A 24,442-nucleotide genomic window follows, 5' to 3' on the forward strand; every position below is an offset into this window, starting at 1 on the left:
AGTTGACGCCAAAGGCGCCATCATCGTTCTGGCCGACGATATCGAAGCGACTCTGAAAGCCTCCGAAATCAGCCGTGACCGCGTTGAAGACGCGCGCAACGTTCTGAAAGAAGGCCAGGAAGTAGAAGCCAAGATCATCAGCGTTGATCGTAAGAGCCGCGTCATTCAGCTGTCGATCAAATCGAAAGACGATGCTGAAGAGAAAGAAGCTATCCAGAGCCTGAAAGCAGCTCCGGAAGGCGAAGCAGCCGACACCACTATGGCGGCACTGCTGCGTCAAGCAATGGCCAAACAGAACTGAGTTCTGCTTGATCATTAAAAAGGGCGACTTCGGTCGCCCTTTTTTGTGCCTGCGATTTGTTGATCGGCCCTTCCGTTTTACTGAAACGGGAGGGGGAAGTGAAACCAATCCATTTCCCGGGCTGTCTGTTTCTTTAATCGGATCAATCGCCTATTCGCGACTAAGCTTGATTTCAGGTACGTAGTCGCCGGGCTTGGCCTGGCATAAGGAAGTGGATGAACAAGTTTATTGTCCTCGTTGCAGTGCTGATGCTGGTGGGCTGTACTACCAGTGCGAAGACTCATGCCATACGTGGCGTCAGTGGAATCGAGATCGACTGTTCGGGGTTGGGGTCTGGCTGGGAAAAATGTCAGAAGCGCGCGGCAAAGGAGTGCAAGGGCTCTGGCTACAAGGTGATCACGCGATCTGACGATGCCAAGGACGAAGACGATTATCCTTTTGGCTTTAATCCTGCGGGGTTCGTGACTCGCACCATGCTGGTGATGTGCCGCTAGATCTGCGGTCTCCCGGCTTGGCAGGATGCCCTGAAAATGGGCGTTGCGATGCTGTGGAAGATATGTCAATCCCTGGGCTGTTCAAAATCTTCCGGGCGTGCTAAAACCTTTCAAGCGCTGATCTAGCTGCTTGAAAAAGAAGGGAAAAATATGACGAAGTCGGAGTTGATCGAACGAATTGTCACCCATCAAGGGCTGCTCTCATCCAAGGATGTGGAGCTGGCCATCAAGACCATGCTCGAACAAATGTCTCAATGTCTGGCCACCGGTGATCGTATCGAGATCCGTGGGTTTGGCAGTTTCTCACTGCACTATCGCGCCCCGCGTGTCGGACGTAATCCGAAGACCGGGCAGTCCGTCAGCCTTGACGGGAAATTCGTTCCGCACTTCAAGCCGGGCAAAGAGCTGCGTGATCGTGTGAACGAGGAAGAGGAGGAGGGCGTTTGATCCTCGCTGCTCATTATCAGGGAGATGCTCATGCGTAATCTAAAGCGCATACTTCTTGGCGTTTTTGTTCTTTTGCTGGTGTTGGCGATTCTTGCGTTTGTGCTTGAGAACCAGCAATCGGTTTCGTTGTTGTTTTTGGGCTGGGCAGGTCCTGAACTTCCGGTGTCTCTGGTCGTGGTGCTGGCATTGCTGGCAGGCATGTTTATCGGCCCTATACTCGGCCTGTTCCTGGGACGCTCGTCCAGAGCTGCGCGCAAGCGTCTTGTCTGAAAACGACAAGTGCATGGCGTCTGTCGAAATTGCGCCTCTGCCTGTCTATATCCATTAGTAAAAGATTCATTAAGCTGTAAAATGCGTCCCTTGTTCGATAGTGGCCTATTCCCACATCGATTCAGACTGACTCTGACAGAAGCTTCAGTTTTGATGGCTTCTGCATTCATGGATTAGACAGTGCTCGTTGGTGTCACTGTCCGCAGCTCAAGGGTATGGTTTCGCGTGAAAATTCTAGTTACCGGCGGCGCCGGGTTCATCGGCTCGGCAGTCATCCGTCACATCATTTCCAACACTAGCGATTCTGTCGTTAACGTCGATAAGCTGACGTATGCCGGTAACCTTGAGTCGCTGGCGGAAGTTAGCGGTGATTCGCGCTACGTGTTTGAGCGCGTCGATATCTGCGACCGTGATCAGGTCGACCGCGTCCTGCGTGAGCACCAACCCGATGCCATCATGCATCTGGCTGCGGAATCTCACGTCGACCGCTCTATCTCTGGCCCGTCAGAGTTCATCCAGACCAACATCATCGGCACTTACACTTTGTTGGAAGCTGCTCGCCATTATTGGGCGGCACTGGATGACGCGCGTAAGGCCAACTTCCGCTTCCATCATATTTCGACCGACGAAGTTTACGGAGACCTCGAAGGTCCGGAAGACCTCTTCACCGAAACCACGCCTTATCAGCCAAGCTCGCCTTATTCGGCCAGCAAGGCCAGCTCTGATCACCTCGTTCGCGCCTGGGCTCGTACTTATGGCCTGCCAACGTTGGTCACCAACTGCTCGAACAACTACGGCCCTTGCCACTTCCCCGAGAAATTGATCCCGCTGATCATTCTCAACGCGCTGGAAGGCAAGCCGTTGCCGGTTTATGGCAAAGGAAACCAGGTTCGCGACTGGCTGTATGTCGAAGACCACGCTCGTGCACTGTACAAAGTCGTTACCGAAGGCGTTATTGGTGAGACCTACAACATCGGCGGCCACAACGAGAAGCAGAATATTGAAGTCGTGCACACTCTTTGTGCGCTGCTTGATGAGTTGCGTCCGGACTCGGCACATCGCCCGCATGCCAGCCTGATTACCTATGTTCAGGATCGTCCTGGTCACGACGTGCGTTATGCAATCGACGCCAGCAAGATCCAGCGAGAGCTTGGCTGGACGCCGGAAGAAACCTTCGAAACCGGTATTCGCAAGACTGTTGAATGGTATCTGAGCAACACCGAGTGGGTAGAGCACGTGAAGAGCGGCAGCTACCAGCAATGGATTGACCAGAACTACGCAGATCGCTCGAATAAAGCATGAAGATTCTCCTGCTGGGTAAGAACGGCCAGGTAGGCTGGGAATTGCAACGCGCTCTTGCTCCCCTTGGCGAGCTGGTCGCGCTTGATCGTCATGCAATCGATGGTTTGAGCGGTGATTTGGCCGATCTGGATGCCTTGCGCACGACCATCAGGCAGGTCAAGCCCGATGTTATCGTCAACGCGGCTGCCTACACTGCGGTCGACAAGGCAGAGTCCGAAGCCGAGCTGGCCCTTCGAGTGAATGGTGATGCCAGTCGGCTGATGGCCGAGGAGTCTGCGCTCCTGGGGGCCTGGCTCATTCATTACTCGACCGATTACGTCTTTAGTGGTGAGGGCTCGACGCCCTGGCAGGAAACTGATGCCGTCGCACCGGTGAATCAATACGGTGCGAGCAAGCTTGCTGGCGAGCAGGCAATTATTGCGTCAGGCTGCAAGCATCTGATTTTCCGCACCAGTTGGGTCTACGGTGCTCGCGGCAACAACTTCGCCAAGACCATGCTGCGTCTGGCCAAAGATCGCGACACGCTGAGCGTTATCGCTGATCAGGTCGGAGCCCCGACGGGTGCAGATCTGATTGCTGACGTCACGGCGCTGGCTATTCGCCAAGTGCTGCAACAGCCACAGCTGTCGGGTTTGTATCATTTGGCGGCGAGTGGTGAAGTGTCCTGGCACGGGTATGCGAGTCACGTGATCGCGTTCGCTCAAGCCAATGGCGAGCAATTGGCTGTGACAGCAGTCAATCCGATCGACACGATTGCTTATCCGACACCCGCGCGACGACCTCTGAATTCACGCTTGAATACTCAGAAGCTGCGCGACAATTTTTCTCTACACTTGCCGGATTGGCAAAGTGGTGTAACCCGAATGCTTAGGGAAGTTCTGAACAAATGACCACGACAAATCGTAAAGGCATCATTCTCGCCGGTGGCTCGGGCACGCGCCTGCATCCGTTGACTCTAGGCGTGTCGAAACAGATGCTGCCTATCTACGACAAGCCGATGATCTTTTACCCGCTGTCGGTATTGATGCTCGCCGGCATGCGGGAAATTCTGATTATCTCCACCCCTGAAGACTTGCCTTGTTTTCGCAAGCTGCTGGGCGATGGCAGCCTGTATGGCATCAAACTGACTTATGCCGAACAACCAAGTCCTGATGGCCTGGCACAGGCTTTTATCATTGGCGAAGAATTCATCGGTAATGATCCGTGCTGCCTGATCCTGGGCGATAACATCTTTTACGGTCAGCACTTCTCCGACAACCTGCGTTCGGCGACCAGTCAGCAGCATGGCGCAACGGTATTCGGTTATCACGTTTCCGATCCGGAGCGTTTTGGTGTTGTCGAGTTCGATGCCTCCGGCCGCGCGCTGAGCATCGAAGAAAAACCGCTGAAGCCAAAATCCAGCTACGCCGTGACCGGTTTGTATTTCTATGACAATCAGGTTGTTCAGATTGCCAAGAACATCAAGCCTTCTGAGCGAGGGGAGCTGGAGATCACTGACGTCAATCGTGCGTACCTCGAGCAGAAGTCGCTGAATGTGGAAATGCTGGGTCGTGGTTTCGCCTGGCTGGATACCGGTACCCATGATTCTTTGCTGGAAGCCAGTCACTTCGTTCACACCATCGAGCAGCGTCAGGGCTTGAAAGTTGCCTGCCTGGAAGAAATTGCCTATCACAACGGCTGGATCACCGCTGAACAACTGGCCGCTCAAGCTGATGCACTTAAAAAGACGGGTTACGGCCAATACTTGCAAAAGCTGTTGGACACGCCTTCACGCTGATCGAGAGCCCATTTAGAACAGTAGTGTTTAATCGGTCTAATCAGGATTGGCATGCCAGTAGAACATCCCAGGGTTGCAGTGTTGCTGGCGGCCTACAACGGCATGCGCTGGATCGAGGAGCAGTTGGCCTCGATCCTCAAACAGTCAGCCGTCGATGTAACCGTTTACATCAGTATCGATCCCTCCACTGACGGCACCGAAACCTGGTGCGCGGAATATGCCGCGCGCCACGCTCGAGTGATCGTCCTGCCTGAAGCCGGCAGCTTTGGGGGGGCGTCGCGTAATTTCTTCAGGCTGATTCGCGATGTGCCTGTCGATGAATATGACTTCATCGCCTTCGCTGACCAGGATGACGTCTGGAACCTCGACAAGCTCGATCGCGCGACCCAAGCGATCAGGTTGCGCCAGGTTGACGCCTACTCCAGCAACGTCACGGCCTTCTGGGCGGACGGGCGGGCTTGTCTGCTCGATAAAGGGCAGCCGCAAGTTGCCTGGGATTATTTGTTCGAAGCAGCCGGTCCGGGTTGTACCTATGTCATGAGTCGTCGACTGGTAACGCAGTTGAAGGTGTCGATGCTCGCCAATTGGGACGAGTTGCAGCAGGTCAGCCTGCATGACTGGTATTGCTACGCCTACACCCGCAGTCACGGTTTTCGCTGGTTCATCGATCCGTTGTCATCCATGCAATATCGCCAGCACGAGCAAAATCAAGTGGGGGCGAATACCGGCCTCGGCTCATTGATCAATCGGTACAAGACTATTCACGATGGCTGGTGGTTTTCCCAGGTGCGATTGATCGCCAGACTGGTGGGTGTCGCGGACGATGCGTTCGTGCGTCGCTGGTTGCCGTTAGGGCGCAGACAGTTGCTGAGGTTGTCCCTGAATGCCCGGCATTGCCGGCGTCGAACGAGGGATAAGGTGTTTTTCTTCTGTATTTGTTGGGCCACTGCGGTTATTGGGAAAAAAGCTGAATGACAAAGCGCCGGGTATTGGTTACGGGTGCCACCGGGTTTGTCGGTGAGGCAGTGGTTTTTCGCATGTTGCTGGACAAGGCGTATGCGCCTGTTGCCGCCGTGCGCGGTGAAAGCCGGTTGAGCGGTTTGTGCGATGTGGTGCCGTTCGACTTGAGCGCCAGCGTTGAACTGCCAGCGTTGATGCAGATTGATACGGTGGTTCACTGTGCAGCCCGCGTCCATGTGATGAGTGATACTGCCGCCGACCCTCTGGCAAAATTTCGTGAGATCAACGTCCAAGGCACAACGCGCCTGGCGCGCAAAGCGGCCGAGGCGGGTGTCAGGCGTTTTGTGTTCATCAGTTCGATCAAGGTCAATGGTGAAGCGACATTGCCCGGAATTCCCTTCAAGGCTGACGATCAGCCCGCACCCGTTGATCCCTATGGTGTTTCCAAATGCGAGGCGGAAGAGCGCTTGCGTGAAATCGGTCGTGAGACCGGCATGGAGATTGTCATCATCCGTCCGCCGCTGGTGTATGGCCCGGGTGTAAAAGCCAACTTCCTCAGCATGATGAGCTGGTTGCGCAAAGGCTTGCCGTTGCCATTGGGGGCGTTGCGAAATCAGCGCAGTCTGGTGGCGCTGGGCAATCTCGTGGATCTGATTGTTACCTGTATTGCGCACCCCGCAGCGGCGAATCAGACGTTTCTAGTCAGCGATGGCGAAGACTTGTCTACCACTCGCTTGCTGCGGCGTATGGCGGCGGCTCTGGATAAGCGGGCCTTTTTGTTGCCTCTGCCGCAAATGCTGCTGCGAACCGCTGCACAATTGGTGGGTAAAGGGGACATGGCGCAAAGACTTTGCGGTTCATTGCAGGTCGACATCGATAAAACCCGCTTGCTGTTGCAGTGGTCGCCTCCTGTCAGTGTCGACAAGGCCTTGAAGGTCACAGCGATGCATTACCTCGATCATTGATCAATTCGCGTGCTGTTTTCGGATGGGGTTGAAGGTGTCGGGGAGTAGTGGCCGTCGATCTGCAAGTGCCAATTGGCAGAATGCCACCCCTTTTGCCAATGCAGGGCGCTTGATACCCTACGCACCCCAAACCAATGCAGCTTTGCCGGGCTATTGAAGTTCAATCCAGGCGGATGGGATTTCTATTTTCCGGTGCTGTGAATGCCCGACCGTATTTCCTGTAGTGATATCACCGGGCTATCAAGTGGCTTTGACTCATTGTTATAATGGCAAATTTTGCGCAGTCGGAGCGGCCCATGAGAAGAGCATGTAAGGCTTGCCCCAATGATAGTGCGCGGTTTGATGGCGGGCGAATCAACCCCGTCATTATTTTATCCTTAACGCAATGGAGTGCTCGGTGGTAGTCCCTCTTCCGCAAGCTGTTCAGACAGGCGATTTACCTCCCCGCGAGCCGGGTAAAGGTTCGCACGCTTCGCGCGTCACAATCCTTATGTGTACTTACAACGGTGAGCGTTTTCTGTCTCAACAACTGGATTCCATTGCTCGTCAAAGTTTTCAGAATTGGGATGTTGTTGTATCGGATGATGGCTCAACCGATGCCACTCTGGACATATTGCGCCAATACGCCGAGGCCTGGGGCGAAGGCAAGCTGACTGTCCGGCAAGGCCCGAAGCGAGGTTTCGCTGCGAACTTTCTGTCGCTGGCCTGTGTTGCCCCCGCTCAGTCCGATTTTTACGCATGGGCCGATCAGGATGATATATGGCAAGACGCCAAACTTGAGATTGCTCTCAAGTCGCTGCAGCATCTGCCGATGGACATTCCAGCGTTGTATTGCGCGCGTACTGAATTGATTGACGATGCGGGAGCGGTGATTGGCTGTTCGCCATTGTTCGCACGGCCGGCCAGTTTTGCCAATGCATTGGTGCAGAGCCTTGCCGGTGGCAACACCATGGTCTTCAACCGTTCGGCGCAAGCGCTGTTTCAGGAGGCCGGGGCGCATCTCGATATAGTCTCCCATGACTGGTGGGCCTACCTGTTGGTGACCGGTGCGGGTGGACAAGTTGTCTATGATCATGCCCCGACCATCCTTTACAGGCAGCACGATACCAATCTGATCGGTTCCGACATGGGGATGCGTGCGCGTTTGGCAAGATTGCGCATGATGTTCAGCGGTCGTTTCAAAGGATGGAACCAGAGAAATATCATTGCCCTTGAATCGGTCCGGACACGGTTGAGCGAAGAGAATCAATTGACGCTGGACCTGTTCCAGAGGGCCCGAAAATCCCGCGGCACGGCTCGATTCCTCTGGTTGAGAAGATCCGGCGTCTATCGACAGACCGTGTGGGGCAGCCTGGGATTGATGCTGGCCGCGGTCATTAATCGAATATGAACATATTCGCGCCTGAAGGACGCTTTGCGAGCGTCCTTCAGGCACGTCAGTAGTATTTGAACGAGAGAATTTTTGATGAGGTTCCTCTCCCTGCGTTTTTTTAGGTGTGTGTTTAATGCGTAATTTTTCGATTTCGCCGAGGGAATTGCTCGGTAGTTTGTGGCGTAATCGCAGCATGATCGGAGCGCTGGTGCAGCGAGAGGTTGTCGGGCGCTATCGCGGGTCTTTCATGGGGATTCTGTGGTCGTTCTTCAATCCGGTCTTCATGCTGGTTGTGTACACGTTTGTCTTCAGTGTCGTTTTCAAGGCACGCTGGAGTGGCGGCAGTGATTCCAAGACAGAGTTCGCGCTCATCCTGTTCGCGGGGCTGATCGTATTCAACCTGTTCGCCGAGTGCTTCAATCGCAGTCCGACATTGATTCTTTCCAACGCCAACTACGTCAAGAAGGTGGTCTTCCCGCTGGAGATTCTGCCGTGGGTAACCGTGGGCTCTGCACTGTTTCATATGGTGATCAGTCTGATCGTGTGGCTGATTGCCTATGTCTTTCTGTTTGGTACGCCACATCTCACGGTCTTGTTGTTCCCGCTGATCATGTTGCCTCTGGTGTTGTTGATCATGGGATTGACCTGGGCCTTGGCATCGCTCGGCGTTTATTTGCGTGACGTCGCGCAATTCATCGGGATCCTGACTACGGTACTGATGTTTCTCTCCCCCATTTTCTACCCGGCCAGTGCATTGCCTGAAAAGTATCAGCACTTGCTGATGTTGAACCCACTCACGCCAACCATTGAATACGCACGCGAAGTGCTGTTTTGGGGGCGGATGCCAGATTTCACTGTTCTGGGCATTTATTTCGCAGGCTCGCTAGTGGTCGCCTGGCTGGGTTTCGCCTGGTTCCAGAAAACTCGAAAAGGATTTGCTGATGTCATCTGAGATTGCCATCAAAGTTCAGAATCTCAGTAAATGCTACGAGATTTACGACAAGCCACGTGATCGTCTGCTGCAGATGCTCAGTCGCGGCAGGAAGAAATATTGCCGCGAGTTCTGGGCGCTCCACGATGTCTCGTTCGAGATCCGTAAAGGCGAGACCGTCGGGATTGTCGGCAAAAACGGCAGTGGCAAGTCCACGCTGTTGCAGATTCTCTGCGGGACCCTGAACCCTACCGGCGGTACTGTGGAAACCCACGGCCGGATCGCCGCGTTGCTTGAACTGGGCTCGGGTTTCAATCCCGAGTTTACCGGCCGCGAAAACGTCTACCTGAACGCAACTATCCTCGGTTTGAGCAAAGAAGAGATCGATGAAAAGTACGATGCAATCATCGAGTTTGCAGACATCGGCGAGTTTATCAATCAGCCGGTAAAAACCTATTCCAGCGGCATGCTCGTGCGCCTGGCGTTTTCCGTTCAGGCGCAGGTCGAGCCGGACATTCTCATTGTTGACGAAGCGTTGGCCGTGGGTGATGCGAAGTTCCAGGCGCGCTGTTTTGATCGCTTGAAGAAGTTGAAGGAGAATGGCACCAGTATCCTCCTCGTGACGCATTCGAGTGAGCAGATCGTGACTCACTGCGACAAGGCATTCCTGTTGAATGACGGTGTGCAGTTAGAGCAAGGCGAGCCACGCAAAGTAGTCAATCGCTATCTGGATTTGCTGTTCGGCAAGACCCAGAACTCTGTGGTGACTGAACTCGAGCCTGCTGTCGACGCACCGGAAACGTATCACACGCCTGAGGGCGGGATGGACGTGTTTGATACGCACCCCAACTACAATCCCAATGAATATCGTTGGGGCGATCGTGCAGCAACGATCATCGACTTTCATTTAAGCGCGGATGGCCAAGAGTATCCCGTCGCTGTCGACACCGGGTCGAAGCTCAAGCTGGCCGTGTTCGTCAGATTTGATACCGATCTGGTTTGCCCTATCCTCGGCATGACCATCAAGACCAAGGAAGGTGTGACCGTTTACGGCGTGAACAGTGAAACGCTCGACTCTGCGGATTTCCGTGCCTTTGGTCGCAAGGGCGATATCGTCGAGGTCGAGCTGTCGATTGCCTGCGAACTGGCTCCGGGTGACTACTTCATTTCCCTTGGTGTTTCGACCAAGGACGGTGAAGAAGTGACTCCACGGGATCGCCGTTACGATTCTGTGCACTTGCAGGTACGGCCGACAGACAAGTTTTTTGGGCTGGTAAATCTAGATTCGAGCATTCGTGCCAAAAAGGTTACAAATTGAATACTTTACTGACGCAAGCGGGCTATCAACTTAACGAAGAACTCAAGATCTGGTCGCGGCCGGATTATGCGAGTATCAATTACAGTGACGGCGATACCACCGAACTGCGCATCAAGTACTTGATAGACAAGGCGCGTGATGTCAGTGTTTTCTCCGATGAACTACGTGGCTGGTGCACGGATTGGCCATCGCTGTATTACCTCTCCAGCACTCGCGCAAACCTGCTGCGGGTGTTTGATGCCGATCTTCGCGGTGACGTCCTGGAAATCGGCGCTGGCTGCGGCGCCATTACCCGCTATCTGGGCGAGCAGGGCGGCAATGTCCTGGCGCTGGAGGGCAGTGCCCGCCGTGCCAGCATTGCCCGTGCGCGTACCAGAGACTTGCCGAACGTATCGGTATTGGCCGAAACCTTCGAAAGCTTCCAGATTGACAAGAAGTTTGATGTCATCACGCTGATCGGTGTTTTTGAGTACGCCAACCTGTTTGTTTCGGGTGAGAACCCGGGCGCGAACATGCTTGAAAAAGTCCGCTCGCTCTTGAAGCCGGATGGTTTGCTGATCATCGCCATCGAGAACCAGTTGGGTCTCAAGTATTTTGCGGGCGCACCGGAAGACCATGTTGTTACACCGATGTTCGGTGTCGAGGGTCGCTACAACAGTGCGACCCCACAAACCTACGGCAAGCAGGCGCTGGCTTCGCTATTGTCCGGTGCCGGCTTCTCGTCCAACGAATTTTTTGCGCCATTTCCGGATTACAAACTGCCGGTTTCGATTGTCACGGAAGAAGGCTTTGTCGACCCTGATTTCGATGCTGCAGCTTTTGCCTGGCAAAGCGCCCAGCGCGACCCGCAATTGCCTGAGCTATGTACGTTTTCGCTCGAGTTGGCGTGGCCGCAGATCTGCAAGAATGGTTTGGGCATGGATATGTCCAACTCCTTCCTCATCGGTGCTTCGCCGGTTGCCCGTAAAACCCTCGATAAAGGAACGCTGGCCGTTCACTTCAGCAGTGACCGCCGGGCTGAGTTCTGCAAGAGCTCCTCGTTCAAAAAAGGTGCTGACAGCTCAATTCGCGTTCACTACGAGAAGTTGGCCGAGACGCAAGCGGCGCCAGCTGTGGACTCTATCGTCGAATTCAAACTGACGGCGTCAGAGCCTTATGTCAAAGGGCAGGTTCTCTCGACGAATTTGATCGAGATCGTCAATGCCGAAGGCTGGACTTATGCCCAGGTAGGCGTATTCCTGAACGGCTACGTGGACATACTGAAAAATATTTCCGGTGAGCAGCCGGGGGCAGATGGTTTGTTGCCGGGGCATCTGTTTGATGCTGTTCCGCAGAACATCATGGTCGACCCCGCAGGCGAACCTTACCTGATTGATAAGGAATGGTCGTTGACCGTCGGTCTGCGCGTCGAGTTTCTGTTGTTCAGGACCCTACGGCAATTGCTTGGATCGGTGACGCGCTTCAGCCCGAGCGCCGATTTCGCCACGGCGACCTACAAAGAGTTCGTCTTTACAGCCTGTGCGGCGGCTAACTATCCGATTGATGAGGGTGACGTTCGCGAGTTTCTGTCGATCGAAGCATCGGTACAGAGCGCTATCAATGGCCGTAAACCGACCGAGTTCCTGTCGTGGGAAGAAGACCGCACAATCATCAGCGACAATTTATTGATGGCGTTCAACAAATCCCAGGCTTCGTTAGCAGCGGAAACAGCAACGCTAAACGCGACCAGCGAGGAAATTCAAAGACTTCAATCCGAGTTCGAATCCGAGCGAATTTGTTTGTCCATAGCGTTGGCCGAGTCGCAAGCGGCCTATGACAATGTGATCAACTCGAACTCCTGGTTCATCACCAAGCCAATACGTTTTGCTGTGCGCACACTGCGTAAGGGCACTGGGGTATTTCGCCGTCAGTTGGAAAACCGCAAACTTTCGCTGACGGCGTATCTGCGCCAACAGGAACTGAAGGCGCCGGCACCCGTTGTCGAAAGCTACCTTGTTGAGGCGCCTATCGAGCGTGTCCGGCCGGTTACGGTTATCTTGCCGGTGTACAAGGGAATCGAAATGACCAAGCGCTGTATCAATGCAGCGATGCCGGGAATTCTTCGCCAGGCCGACTCGAAGATTATCGCGATCAACGACTGCAGTCCCGATGCCGGGATGCAGGAAATGCTGCTTGAGCTTGAAGCGCAATGGCCGGGCGTCCTCACCGTCCTCGAAAACCAGATCAACCTGGGGTTCGTCAAAACCGTGAACCGCGGGATGCGTCAAGCCGCTGATGCTGACATCGTGTTCCTCAACAGCGATGTCATCGTTCCACAAAACTGGCTGGAGCGACTGACCGCAGAGGCCTACGTTGCACCGAATATCGGTACGGTGACGCCGTTTTCGAATAACGCGACTATCTGCAGTTTCCCGTCCTTCCTGTACGAAAACGAACAGGCTTTCGGGCTGGATGTGCACCAGATCGATAAAGTTTTTGCCGGTGCTCGACTGCCGAATGTGAAGGCGCCTACCGGTGTCGGCTTCTGCATGTATGTGCGCCGCGATTGTTTGGACATCGTCGGGTTGTTGAACGAGGAAAAATTCGGCCGTGGTTACGGCGAAGAAAACGATTTGTGCCAGCGCGCGCTCAAGGCCGGCTGGTTCAACGTGATCACACCGAATCTATACGCGTTCCACGAGGGCGGAGTCAGTTTCTCCGAAACCAAGCAGGCACTGATCGAAAATGCCTTCAAAACGATTGTCGAGCTGCACCCTGACTATCACCTGGATATTCAGACGTTCATCGCTGACGATCCGGTCAAGGCTGTGCGAATCAATCGACTGGCGCAGTTGCTCTCGACGCTTGATCGGCCTAAGGTTTTGCAGGTCTCCCATGAGGCTGGCGGCGGGGTCAAGCAGCATGTCGAGGAACTGAGCAAGGCGCTCGAAGCGAATGCCTGCAATCTCGTTCTGACGCCGTATCGAGGTACCGGTGCGGTCTCCCTGAAAATGGGCTCGTTCCCCGGGGCGGATGAGTTGGTGTTCCGGATCCCGGAAGAATATCCACTGCTGCTGGATTTGCTCAAAACCTGTGGCGTCGGTTTTGTGCATTACCATCACTCGCTTGGTCTGAATCCGGCGCTGTTGGAGCTGCCGGCGCAGCTGGGCAAAGATTACGCGCTCACAGTTCACGACTTCTACTGGCTCAATGGCAACCCGACGCTGACCGATTCGCAAGGCGTGTATCCAGGCCAGTTTTACGATGACCTCGTCAATCCAGCGTTCCCTCTGCCGGAAGGCGTTTCGCCTTCAGCGTGGCGTGAGCAGCTACGCAGCTTTATCGAAAACGCAAAAACAGTGGTGTTCCCTTCCGGATACACGTTGGCGCTTTATCAGCAGCACTATGCTCTGCCGGCTCCGATTGTGGCTGCGCATCTGGAAGACGGGCGAGCTGCAAGTGCTTCAGTGGCGCCGATCGCTTCCAAGCAGAGCTACAAGGTTGGTGTGCTGGGTGCGCTGGGCAAGGAGAAAGGTGCTGATTATCTCGAGGAGATGGTCGCTATCCGAGCGGCAGGTAATGCGCCATTCAATTTCAAGCTTCTGGGCTTTGCCTACAGAGACTTGAAAGGGGTGTCTAGCACAGGGCGTTACGATGCCGCTGATCTGGAGCGCTTGATCTTGCAGCACGGTCTGGATCTGATACTGTTTCCTGCGCAATGGCCGGAAACCTACAGTTATACCTTGAGTTATGCGCTGGCCTCGGGTCTGCCGATCATTGCTCCCGACATTGGTGCATTTCCGGAACGCCTCTCCAATCGGGAGAATACGCTTGTGTACCCGTACGGTATCAAGCCCGAAGAGTTGCTGGTCGAGATGAGCAAGTTCGTCAACGCGGCGGTTGCCGGTGATCCGGTTAAGGCGCCACTACACAGTGCAGGCCTCCCGAGCGCGGATTTCTACTCGGCAGCTTACGAGAAATTGTTCAGTGGCGAAGCTAGGCCCGTGCAGCAGTCCGGTGTCGTCGAGCTTCCTGTTACCCACAAGTCGAGCGGGGAGTATGAGGTGCCGCTGACCACCAAGGAGATTGCTCTCCTTGCGCTCTGGACGCTTTATCGCAAGCCTGGCATGCAGCGTCTCAGCAACACTATTCCTTATGCCCTGCGTCAGAGAATCAAGCGAATACTGACCAAGCGGCCACTGCATGAGATTGTGGACATCCATAAAAGGTAAGTGGCTATTGCCTGTTGCCACGTGACTGCAAAGACCGTGGCAGCGGCGCTCTATTCATATTTTTTTGACGCAATGTCGAATTCAGGTATTTGTAAAAGGAGCCACTGGGCTTATGAGTATTGTCTTGTTCGTACCAGTGGTTTTTGCCGGGGCTCTTATCTTGACGGCGCTCTTGCGCCGTTATGCCTTGTCCAAAAGCCTTATCGATATTCCTAACGACCGGAGTTCTCACACGATTCCGACCCCGAGGGGGGGAGGCGTGGCGATCGTGGTCACTTTTCTGGCCGCGCTTTGTCTGTTGTTTGCAAGAGAGTTGATCTCCACAGGACTGTTTGTCTCGGTGATGGGGGCCGGCGCGGTGGTCGCGATCATTGGTTTTATGGATGATCACGGCCACATCGCCGCACGTTGGCGGCTCCTGGGGCATTTCGCCGCGGCTGCATGGGCACTCTATTGGTTGGGAGGTTTGCCGCCGATTCATGCATTTGGTCACGTGCTCGATCTGGGCTGGCTCGGATCGGCATTGGCGGCTTTTTATCTCGTATGGATGCTCAACCTCTATAATTTCATGGACGGTATCGACGGGATCGCCGGTGTCGAGGCGGTCACGGTTTGCCTGGGTGCATGCCTGCTGTACGCGTTGGGTGCCGATGCCCCGTTGATTGGGTCGACTCTACTGCTCGCGGCCGCTGTGGGCGGATTCCTGGTCTGGAATTTCCCGAAGGCGCGAATCTTCATGGGCGATGCCGGCAGCGGGTTTCTCGGCCTGATTTTGGGCATTCTCGCGCTTGCGGCCAGCTGGGTGTCATTCGAGCTTTTTTGGGGATGGCTGATCCTGCTGGGCGTATTCATCGTCGACGCAACGTTTACACTCCTGCACCGACTGCTTCGCGGCGAGAAGGTTTATGAGGCCCATCGCAGTCATGCCTATCAGTTCGCTTCGCGCCGATATGGCCAGCATTGGCTGGTCACGGTTGCAGTGGGGTTGATCAATCTGCTGTGGTTGCTGCCGATTGCCGTAGGCGTCAGTCGATTCTGGCTGGACGGGGTGACAGGACTCATCCTTGCTTATATTCCTTTGGTATTTCTTGCCTTCAAGTACCAAGCGGGAAGGGCAGAGTAAGCTTGAGCGGCGGATAAGATTGCTTTCGAAGCGGCGAAATTATCCTGCCGCACTTACGTGATAATATGCGCGCGCCGAATATAAGGTAGCAAAACGAGTTCGCGTAATGATCAATTTCAAGCAGTCAGCAACATCACTCGGCGACATGGTAAAGCTTCGTACTAACAATTTTGACTTGATCAGATTGTGCGCCGCGCTGGTCGTCCTGATAACACATAGCTTTGCGCTCACAGGTAAATCGCCTGGAACGTGGTTCAATATTTTTATGGGGTATGAGCCTGGAAGCCTCGCAGTCAGTGCTTTTTTTGCGATCAGTGGTTTTCTGATTGCCGGTTCTTTGGAGCGGCGGACATTCAACGAATACTGGCAGGCACGTGCTTTGCGCATAGTACCGGCGCTGGCGGTTACCTCGTTTGTCACCGCATTGATATTGGGCCCGATTTTCACGGCACTGCCACTTGGCGAGTATTTCCAGAACTCCGGCACCTATCGTTATCTGACCAATTCGATTCCGTATCAGACAGCGTTCGTACTGCCTGGCGTCTTCATGGATGTAACCTATCCGCAGACGGTGAACGGTTCGTTGTGGACGATCCCGATCGAAGCGTTCTGCTACGTAGCGCTGGCCGCCATTTTCTTTGCCGGGCGTAAAACCTTCTCGCTGGTTGTGCCGGTAATTGTGTTGATCTCGGCATTCTCTATCTGGTTGTTCTTCCATGGACCCATTGCACCGAGAACGCTTTTCGGCACAACTCCAGTAATGCCGGCCATGCGTTTTGGTCTGATTTTCCTGGCGGGTACTCTCCTTTGGAAGTACAAGGACATCGTGCCGTTCAAAGGCAGTATCGCGGCAATGTGTCTGGTGATCCTGCTGATCGGATCACGATTCAATTACAATGAACTGGCGTTATTTATCGCGTTGCCTTACTTGCTGATGTACCTCGCTTATCGTCGCCCAGTCTGCGTTGATGGCATGCGCAAGCTTGGCGATCTCTCCTACGGTACCTATCTATTCGCTTTCCCGATCCAGCAGGCATTGGTGTCGATCTCTCACAAGTCTATCAACGCCTGGTGGCTGGCGATTGCCGCCAGTGTTATTTCCATGAGTCTGGCCTGGCTCTCCTGGCGGTACATTGAAAAGCCGGCCATGCAATTCAAAAAGAAGTTCTCGGCACCGGTGGTGCTTGAAAAAACAGCCTGACCTCCAGGCATAAAAAAACCCGGATTACCGGGTTTTTTTATGCCTGTTGATCGCCAAAAACAACTGTTCAGGCTGGATGTCTACGGGCTGTTCAATGCGCTGGCGTTTTACCCTTCACAAACACCAGCCTGCTCAGCACAAAGGTCAGCGGCAGCGTGAGTGCAATTGCTGCCAGCGGCGCGAGGTATTCAGGAAGCGAGAGCTTCTTGACCCATAGCCAGACAATGAAAACACCCAGGATGTATTGAGCCAGGTAAACAAAAGGGAACAACAGGGCGGACTTCAACCCTTGGTGTTCTTTGAATACGAAGAAGCGACTGAGCATGAACGCGATAAAAATCCCGCATACGTAACTGATTGAGTAACTCCAGATATAAGGCAGGAAACTCAATAAAACCAAGTACAGAATATACGTCAGTGCAGTGTTGAGTCCTCCAGTCAGGAGGAACCGGACAAACTTGATCTCCAGCAGTTTTTTCAGCTTCATTCCGGCGAAACTGCCTGCTGCTTCTTCTCGATCAGGAACTGATCGTAATCACGGATATAGTCATCGGCCATGTAGTGTTCCGAGGCGAAGACCAGCAGAACAGCGTCCGTCGAATACTTGTACTGAATGCCCCAGGTCATCGCTGGCAGGAAAAGGCCCAGCGTGTGGTTGTCCAGAACAAACTCCTGACGATGCTTACCATTGTCGGCAACGACATGTACGGTGCCTTTGACCGCTACCAAAAACTGGTGGCACTCGCGGTGAGCGTGCTCGCCACGGGTTTCTGCCGTTGGAACATTGGTCACCAGAAAGTAACGCTTCACTTCGAACGGCACATCTTTACCGCATTCGCCAACGCTGAGGCTACCGCGCATATCGACGGCTTCCATCATGCGGTGCAGCGTGACGCCGCAAGGGTAGACATCCGATCTGCCGACCTTGACTGGATTATCCACCAATGCACCATCGGTAGGCTTGGCATCGACGTAGCCGATGATTTTTGCCGGGTTGCCGACCACGATGGCATTGGGTGGAACAGATTTCGTGACGACTGCGCCCGCGCCGACCATTGCCGAAGTGCCAACGATGATGCCCGGCAGAATCGTTGAGTTGGCGCCCAGAGAGGCACCTTTACGGATAATGGTGCGGGAGAAAGCTTCCGGGTAAACCTTGCTGCGCGGGAACTTGTCGTTGGTGAATGTGACATTCGGTCCAACGAAAACATCGTCCTCAATGGTGATGCCGTCCCAGACTTGCACGCCGCATTTCAGTGTCACGCGGTCACCGATGATGACGTCGTTCTCGACGAACACGTTGTCGCAGATATTGCATTCGGCGCCGATCCGGGCGTTCGGCAGCACATGGGCAAACGCCCAGACTCTCGAGCCAGCGCCAATAGTGGACGATTCACAAATCGCACGGTCGTGAACGAAAAAATCCCGTGAATCACTCATTTATTGGCTCCAAACTCAGAAACTTTCATAGGGATCGCCAATGGGCGCCCTTTTGTATTTTCATAGGTGCGCCAGGCATATGAACCGATCACGCCCAGTCCCAGCAGATTCAAGCTGCCCAGCAGCGTGATGGTAAACAGGGTCATGGCGTAGCCTGGCACCTCGATCAGACCTCCGATCTTGGCGAGGATCACGCTCACGCCGTATAGCGCGGAAAGCGCCGAGCCGACGGCTCCGACGCGAATCAGCAGTCGAATCGGTAAGTCGGTGAACGAGAACACGCTGTCCATCAAGTAGTTGACCTTTTTTCTCAGTGTCCACGCCGACTTTCCATGCTCTCGGGCAACCCGAGTGTAACTGACCACCTGGCGACGGAAGCCGAGCCAGAAAATCTGGGCGATCAGCGAGCTATGCCGCTCTTCAAGCTTCAGCAGATTGTCGCGAAACTCCAGGTTGCAGCCAAACATGTCGACGCCACCGGCAGGCATTTCCGGGATTACGTAGCGTTTGTACAGTCCCCAGAAAGTCTTCGAGGCAAGTTTCGACAGGAACGGATCCTCGCGACTTTCACGTACGCCGACTACTACGTCGACCGGTTCGGTATTCAACACCCGATTCATCGTAAGCACCAGGCTTGGTGGTTCCTGCAGGTCGGCAGCCATCACCGCAAAGGTGCGGCCCTTACCATGCTGCAAGCCTGTACGGATCGCCATGAACGAGCCAAAGTTTTTCGACAGAAGAATCAGCTGCGAGGAAAAGTTCTGCTCGGGCAGCCGGTCACGCAGGATTTCATACGAGCGATCCGGGCTGCCGTCGACGACGAAAACCACTTCGAGTGCGCCCTGTAGCTCGACATTGAGGTCGTCGACAGCTTTCAAGAGCGATGGCAATGACTCCTCGTTCCGATAAACCGGGATGACGAGCGAGAGCACCCTAAATCTCCCGCTTGAAGTAGGCGCCAACCACTTCAATAACGCGCTCGACCTGCTGATCGGTCAGGCCGGGGAAGCAGGGAAGGGAAACCAATTGGGTGCAGGCAGATTCGGTCACCGGCAAATTGCACGTTTCTTTTGGGGTGTAGGCTTTTTGCCAGTGATCGGGAATCGGATAGTGAACGTCGGTGCTGACGCCATGTTCCTTGAGGAAGGCGCTGAAGTCTGCGCGATTGTCGACGCGCATCACAAACAGGTGGGCGACGAAGTCTTCACCTAGGCTTGCCGGCAGCTTGACCGGCAAAGCGTTGAAGGCCGTGCAATAGCGGCTGGCGATTGAGCGACGTTGCTCGTTCCACTGGTCGAGCAGCGGCAGCTTTACGCGCAGGATAGCGGCCTGCATTTCATCGAGACGGCTATTGCGACCGTGCGGGACGTCGACGTGATATTTGCTCGACCAGCCATACTGTCGTATTTGCAGCAGGCGTGCCGCGATGTCGGATGATGAGGTGACAATCGCACCGCCATCGCCAAGTGCGCCAAGGTTTTTCGTTGGGTAGAAGCTGAAGCAGGCCAGATCACCATGAGTCCCGCACTGGCCGTTCGGCGAACGTGCCCCATGGGACTGCGCGCAATCTTCGAGGACAGCCGCGCCTGCGGCACGAGAGATGCTCGCCAGCTCTTCGATGGCGGCAAGTTGCCCGTAAAGGTGGGTCACGACCACGACTTTAGCAGGTTGCGACAGCGCCTGTTGCAGGGAGCGCGGGCACATGGTCAGAGTCTTGGCGTCGACATCGACATAGACCGGGGTGGCGCCTACAGCATGAATCGCCGTGCTACTGTAGAAACCGGCGTTGGCAACGGTCACAACCCGGTCGCCCGGGCCGACACCCATGCCGCGCAGGGCAATTTCCAATGCTTCCGAGCCGTTGGCTACCGAAATGCAGTGCTCGATCCCGACATACGCAGCGAACTCACGCTCAAAGTTTTTGACTTCTTCGCCCATGATGTACCAGTGGCGATTAACGACGCGCATCAACGGTTCGGAGAAGTCGATCCCGGCATTGGCTGCTACTGCGGAAAACAAAGGAATTTGGTGATTTGCGTCCATGATCCATCCAGATTTTTTAACTGCGCGCATGATAATACGCGCAATTTTACTACACAAATTGACTGTGATGTCGGCTCAATGGAGCCGCTCTCAGGCGGTCTGCATACCAGTTTTGACGCTTGGCGATCGTGTAATCCGCCAGGCTGTCATGAATATGAATAGCGCTATTGCACTTGCAAGATAGCTGCCTTGAGACATCCACGGGCCTTGTCGGCCAAAGTAAAACTGCCACGAGGGATCTGTCATCGGTAAGTGTGAAGAAACTGCTTTCGCCACAGATTCCGTGAGCCAGAACAGCGGCGCAGCGAGAATGACGGAGCAGCCAATCATCAACTTTTGGTGTTTTTCCGAAATATCCGCTTGTGCAACAAACGCCACGAGAAATGGAAGAATGGCAATCCATTGGCGACTTTCCGAACCTACCAGCAGCAATGGCAGGAATCCCAGCAAGGCGATTTGAAGGTGTCTTGCTGATGACGTGCTCTTGTTGGAGCGGAACAGCAACTGCAGAGCAATGACGAAACAGGGGCCGAAGTAAATGAAATGCGCAAGTATCGGTTTAAAAGGCGCATTCAGACCTTGATAGAACATGTTTTGCAGCAAGTTCGGGCCGCGGAAACCCTTGTTCCAATCGAGTCCGAAATACAGGGCAGCGTGTCCGAATATCGCGAAAGTCACGCCCAAGGTAAACCACTTGATCGAGAATGCTGCCGGTGCACTGTTCCGTTCCAGCAAGCGACTCCAGAGCCAGGCAACGAGGATCAGCGCGGCGATCAGGTAGGTCGAACTGATCAATCTGAACTGAGGAAGTCCGGGTGTCAGGGATGAGCCGACGTGCAGGATTTCGCTGTCCGGAATTCGGCTAAACCAAAGCAACGCATAGGAGACCATCGTCGCTGCGATACCCAGGAATACTGCGATTCGCGTTTTTTTGCCAAATACCAATCGATTGATGAAGTTTGCTGCCGCTTCGCCTTTCGAGAACGTCAACAGCATCAGTGGCAGTAGGAACAGGCCCGGCATGATCAGTGGGGAGATCAGGCAGGTAAGCAATAATGACTTGAAGTGCTTGTGGGCAAACAGCCACAGGCTGAGGCACGACAGCGCTATCGCTATGTGATCGCTCAACAGCGGATTGTAAGTCGACATAACCAGAATCGGCCATGTCAGCAACAAGATGATTGTGTATCGAACTGCAGACCGAGCGGCTATGGCGGACTTGCGCAAATAATCGAAAAACAACCCGGCCGACACACTTAGTGCGAGCACATTGAATGCCATCTGCACATACAGAAGTTGCAGCCTCGACAAGCCGAACAGGAATTCGGCGGCAACCGCGGGGAAGAACCCGCCGAGCCGGCTCATGCGATAAGGATCGGTATCAGGAATGATGCCCGTGTTCTTCCACTCGAACAGCAGGTTCAAATAAACATTACCGTCCCATCCAGCGCCATCGCCAACAACAATTAAACCGGTGATCAGGTACACACTGAGTAACAACGCAGCAGTGACTGCCGACATGCGGTAGGCAACGCTCTTTTCCACGAACAGTTTTTTCAGCAAGAAGGCAACCACGCCGATTATCAAGCTGTAAAACAGCGCTAGTAGAATGCCGCAGTAAACAAGCTCCTTGATCAGTATCGAGGTGCCGATCTGCAGGTGGGTCTGCGGATCGTTGTTTTTGAGCATCCACTCTACTCCTGAAGCATTCTGACTTGTATCTGTGACGCCGCTGCTCAGATTAAACTGTTTGGGTGACAGCGATTGCGTCAGCCCTCTGTAACTGATTTCGACATGCTCGATGCGCATGTCGGACGCGATGTTATTCGGATCCCAACGCAGAAACCGCTCACTCATGCTCACCGCAAAACATACCCGTTGCGGTCCTGAGGTGATCGGCAAAGCCTGCGATTGCTCTTCGGAGAATGCCTGCGCGACTTTTGCCCGGAATAACTGGGTGATCCCTACTGAGGACGAGTCGATATCGAGGCAAAGGCTATGGCTCTCGTTGTCCAGCATGCCTCTCGCCTTGGCGACGTAAAGTGACGCGAACGCGAAAAACAGGCTGGCTGCGACGAGTGCAATGCAGATCAAGATCGGCTTACGACTTGTCTTATTGCTCATTCGACGCGGCTCGTTTGTATTGTGCATGGGTCGGATCAGGGGTTTCGCTCAGCTTGATGAAGTAAATGCCATTCTCGTACCGGACCGAACCTTCTGCTGGCCAGATTGGCATCTTGTCAAAGTGTGGTGTCAGCGGAATGCGCGCGATGATGCTGGTCGGATAAACATTGGTAAAGCCGATTAGGCGCATGTAGTCCAGCATCCGGTAGACGTTGCCCTGGTCCCAGTCGAAGAACGAAGAACTCATGGTTGATGATTCCGGTGCGGGATAGCGACTGGAGAACGGCAGGCGGCCGTAAACGTCGACAGTAACCCGCTCGTTTTTGTCGAAGGCGGGATTGGCTTTGCTGATCCGCTCGTAGAGTGCCTCGGCGGTGAAACGGTCATGATTGGTTGCCATAATGGTGCTGGCTGAGTACTGGCCATTTACCGAAACCATCTGGAACAGCACGAACACTGCAAGCACGGTACCGATCATGCGAAGCAAACCCTGGGTTTGCAAAACGACGATTGTGACAACCCAGGCAACAAAGGAAATAGCCAGCATTGATCGCAGGGGCAGGTAGATGCCGCCGGCGATAAAATTAAGCAGGAAAGGCGCAATGAGTATCGCGGCGATGACGGATGCCATGCACAAAGTGGCTTTCCAGGTTTTTTGCGTCATCAATATCAGAACTGCCAGCCCCGACACGACGGCGATACTGGAGAACGAAACGCCGTAGCTGATGATGGAGCCCGAATACAACTTCCACATTTCCACGACAACGAGCTTGGTTATCAGGATCGGGTCGGCCAGCAGATCGTTGATGCGCAGAAAGTTATCGATGTAGTTCCTTTCTGTTGGATAAGCCTGTTGCGCCAGTTTGTTGAACACGCCATAGAGTACAACCCCGCCAACCAGAGTGACGAACAACAATGCAATGCGCTTGAGTGTCGGCTGCACAGATAAAACACTGGTCAGGTTTTCCTTGCGGTATTCGAAGAGAATTACGCCGAGGCCCGCTACCAGGTAAAACATCACCAGCGATTGGTAAGCGCCGATCGCCAGTGACAGGACGAAGCTGGAAAGCAGCGCGAGTTTGAGGGTTCCGGCGCGGTTGTGTTTGCCCATGCCGATTCTGGAGAAGGCGAAGACGCCGATCGACAGCATCAATACGCCGATACCGGTCGATGGTACGTTTGAATAGAACTCACCGATGAACCACCAGATCGGATGAGCAATGAAGATGCAATATGCAAGGGCCGTGACCCAGTTGAATGTCAGGCGGTGAGCCCTAAGCATAAACATGTACGCCAGCGCCAGGCAGGCGTAGAAAAACAGGTTGGGGACAAAAGGCATGACGGGTTGGGGAAAGATGAATTTCTCTACCAGAAATGCAGTCCACCGACCGTCAGCGATCCAGATCGACGGATCGGTTCGGAATGCTCCGCGCTCATCGTCTACAGACAGAAAGAAGTTCACCACCGGGATAATGTTCAGGAAAATCCCGATGCCGAGCAGTTTCGTGAATTCGCTCAATGCGAAGTTTTCTCTTTTGAACAGAGACTTGAAGTTGCTGATATAGGTCCGTTCACTCTGCATGAAGTTGAGAATCTGCCGGTGCCACTTGATGTACGCCAAAATTACCGTGGCGCTGATCAGACCAAAGAGCAGAGCAAACAGATAGCGAACCCTGTCGAGTGCCTGGCTATAAATCCGGATGTTGACCTGCGGATCGGTCACGCCTGCCGGAGCGGTGAACAGCACATAGCTCGATGTACGCTTGGTAACTTCGATTTGTGCCAGAGGCGTCAGGTTATCCAGCGGCAGTGAACGCGAATAAGCCAAAATGCTCACATTCAAGCCTCTGACATAAAAGGTTCCGGACTTTTCAAGTGGATCCCAGCGCAAGTTGTCGTCGTAGCGTGGCAGGGTGAACCGGAAAGTTTGATCTTCCGCGTTCAACTTGTTGGTCGCAGAGTTTCTTTCCGTGTATTCGTCCAGATGCTTAAAGAACAGCTGTGATTGCATGACCGGATAATGGTTGGTACTGATGGTGATAACAGGTGCAAGTGCAGTGCTTTTCAGGAGAGCCCAGGCCATGACCAATGTAATGAAAGCGCCACAAATAGCCCGTTTTGCAATAGTTTTAACGGATGAGCCTTTTCCTGTCTGCATCACTT

The 24,442-nt window shown here is 54.1% G+C and carries 21 protein-coding genes; 15 read left to right on the plus strand and 6 right to left on the minus strand.

The window, feature by feature from the left end:
• From ACIPIZ_RS10900 to ACIPIZ_RS10970, 15 genes are all read left to right on the plus strand, one after another.
• The coding region (locus ACIPIZ_RS10900) for a S1 RNA-binding domain-containing protein (protein WP_401165281.1) at nt 1-301 on the plus strand (301 nt) is incomplete at its 5' end.
• Between the two features lie 215 nt (nt 302-516).
• Nucleotides 517-795 carry a hypothetical protein gene (locus ACIPIZ_RS10905; protein WP_064391441.1) on the plus strand — a complete coding sequence of 93 codons (279 nt, stop codon included), beginning with the start codon at nt 517-519 and terminating at the stop codon, nt 793-795.
• 150 nt (nt 796-945) lie between these two features.
• Nucleotides 946-1,242: an integration host factor subunit beta gene (ihfB, locus tag ACIPIZ_RS10910; protein ID WP_003189779.1), complete on the plus strand. Its 297-nt coding sequence runs from the start codon at nt 946-948 to the stop codon at nt 1,240-1,242.
• Nucleotides 1,243-1,272: 30 nt separating this feature from the next.
• Complete coding sequence (locus ACIPIZ_RS10915) at nt 1,273-1,512, plus strand: lipopolysaccharide assembly protein LapA domain-containing protein (RefSeq protein WP_064391440.1); 240 nt, start codon at nt 1,273-1,275, stop codon at nt 1,510-1,512.
• 225 nt (nt 1,513-1,737) lie between these two features.
• Nucleotides 1,738-2,814, plus strand: a complete 1,077-nt coding sequence (rfbB, locus tag ACIPIZ_RS10920; protein WP_177330969.1) for a dTDP-glucose 4,6-dehydratase — start codon at nt 1,738-1,740, stop codon at nt 2,812-2,814.
• Nucleotides 2,811-3,704 (plus strand): dTDP-4-dehydrorhamnose reductase, encoded by an 894-nt coding sequence (gene rfbD, locus ACIPIZ_RS10925; RefSeq protein ID WP_401165284.1) that lies wholly within the window; start codon nt 2,811-2,813, stop codon nt 3,702-3,704. The genes rfbB and rfbD overlap by 4 nt, the downstream gene beginning before the upstream one ends.
• Nucleotides 3,701-4,591: a glucose-1-phosphate thymidylyltransferase RfbA gene (gene rfbA, locus ACIPIZ_RS10930; protein WP_401165286.1), complete on the plus strand. Its 891-nt coding sequence runs from the start codon at nt 3,701-3,703 to the stop codon at nt 4,589-4,591. The genes rfbD and rfbA overlap by 4 nt, the downstream gene beginning before the upstream one ends.
• Nucleotides 4,592-4,642: 51 nt before the next feature.
• Entirely contained in the window at nt 4,643-5,566 is a 924-nt protein-coding gene (locus ACIPIZ_RS10935; protein WP_401165288.1) for a glycosyltransferase, read from the plus strand.
• Nucleotides 5,563-6,516: a UDP-glucose 4-epimerase family protein gene (locus ACIPIZ_RS10940; protein WP_401165290.1), complete on the plus strand. Its 954-nt coding sequence runs from the start codon at nt 5,563-5,565 to the stop codon at nt 6,514-6,516. Before ACIPIZ_RS10935 ends, ACIPIZ_RS10940 begins: the two co-directional genes overlap by 4 nt.
• A 397-nt stretch (nt 6,517-6,913) precedes the next feature.
• Complete coding sequence (locus ACIPIZ_RS10945) at nt 6,914-7,906, plus strand: glycosyltransferase family 2 protein (RefSeq protein WP_236427491.1); 993 nt, start codon at nt 6,914-6,916, stop codon at nt 7,904-7,906.
• A gap of 115 nt (nt 7,907-8,021) precedes the next feature.
• On the plus strand, nt 8,022-8,840 hold the full coding sequence (locus ACIPIZ_RS10950) for an ABC transporter permease (RefSeq protein ID WP_186567821.1): 819 nt from the start codon (nt 8,022-8,024) through the stop codon (nt 8,838-8,840).
• Nucleotides 8,827-10,137, plus strand: a complete 1,311-nt coding sequence (locus ACIPIZ_RS10955) for an ABC transporter ATP-binding protein (protein WP_401165403.1) — start codon at nt 8,827-8,829, stop codon at nt 10,135-10,137. The genes ACIPIZ_RS10950 and ACIPIZ_RS10955 overlap by 14 nt, the downstream gene beginning before the upstream one ends.
• Nucleotides 10,134-14,348, plus strand: a complete 4,215-nt coding sequence (locus ACIPIZ_RS10960) for a glycosyltransferase (protein ID WP_401165293.1) — start codon at nt 10,134-10,136, stop codon at nt 14,346-14,348. Before ACIPIZ_RS10955 ends, ACIPIZ_RS10960 begins: the two co-directional genes overlap by 4 nt.
• Before the next feature lie 112 nt (nt 14,349-14,460).
• Entirely contained in the window at nt 14,461-15,471 is a 1,011-nt protein-coding gene (locus ACIPIZ_RS10965) for a glycosyltransferase family 4 protein (protein WP_401165295.1), read from the plus strand.
• Between the two features lie 106 nt (nt 15,472-15,577).
• Nucleotides 15,578-16,672 carry an acyltransferase family protein gene (locus ACIPIZ_RS10970; protein WP_401165297.1) on the plus strand — a complete coding sequence of 365 codons (1,095 nt, stop codon included), beginning with the start codon at nt 15,578-15,580 and terminating at the stop codon, nt 16,670-16,672.
• Between the two features lie 91 nt (nt 16,673-16,763).
• Here ACIPIZ_RS10970 and ACIPIZ_RS10975 read toward each other — a convergent pair whose 3' ends face one another.
• The 6 genes from ACIPIZ_RS10975 to ACIPIZ_RS11000 are packed head-to-tail and all read right to left on the minus strand — an operon-like array spanning nt 16,764 to nt 24,437.
• Nucleotides 16,764-17,159 (minus strand): GtrA family protein, encoded by a 396-nt coding sequence (locus tag ACIPIZ_RS10975; RefSeq protein WP_401165299.1) that lies wholly within the window; start codon nt 17,157-17,159, stop codon nt 16,764-16,766.
• The gene (locus ACIPIZ_RS10980; protein WP_401165301.1) at nt 17,156-18,112 is read right to left on the minus strand and encodes a WxcM-like domain-containing protein; all 957 of its coding nucleotides are present in this window, start codon (nt 18,110-18,112) and stop codon (nt 17,156-17,158) included. Before ACIPIZ_RS10980 ends, ACIPIZ_RS10975 begins: the two co-directional genes overlap by 4 nt.
• Complete coding sequence (locus ACIPIZ_RS10985) at nt 18,109-19,044, minus strand: glycosyltransferase family 2 protein (RefSeq protein ID WP_401165303.1); 936 nt, start codon at nt 19,042-19,044, stop codon at nt 18,109-18,111. Before ACIPIZ_RS10985 ends, ACIPIZ_RS10980 begins: the two co-directional genes overlap by 4 nt.
• 1 nt (nt 19,045) lies before the next feature.
• Nucleotides 19,046-20,185 carry a DegT/DnrJ/EryC1/StrS family aminotransferase gene (locus ACIPIZ_RS10990; RefSeq protein ID WP_401165305.1) on the minus strand — a complete coding sequence of 380 codons (1,140 nt, stop codon included), beginning with the start codon at nt 20,183-20,185 and terminating at the stop codon, nt 19,046-19,048.
• Nucleotides 20,186-20,245: 60 nt separating this feature from the next.
• Nucleotides 20,246-22,279, minus strand: coding sequence for a hypothetical protein (locus tag ACIPIZ_RS10995; RefSeq protein WP_401165307.1), 2,034 nt, complete (start codon nt 22,277-22,279; stop codon nt 20,246-20,248).
• Nucleotides 22,269-24,437 (minus strand): glucosyltransferase domain-containing protein, encoded by a 2,169-nt coding sequence (locus ACIPIZ_RS11000; protein ID WP_401165405.1) that lies wholly within the window; start codon nt 24,435-24,437, stop codon nt 22,269-22,271. The genes ACIPIZ_RS10995 and ACIPIZ_RS11000 overlap by 11 nt, the downstream gene beginning before the upstream one ends.
• Nucleotides 24,438-24,442 lie beyond the last annotated feature (5 nt).

Source organism: Pseudomonas sp. NPDC087690 (genome assembly GCF_044743175.1).
Taxonomy (GTDB): domain Bacteria; phylum Pseudomonadota; class Gammaproteobacteria; order Pseudomonadales; family Pseudomonadaceae; genus Aquipseudomonas.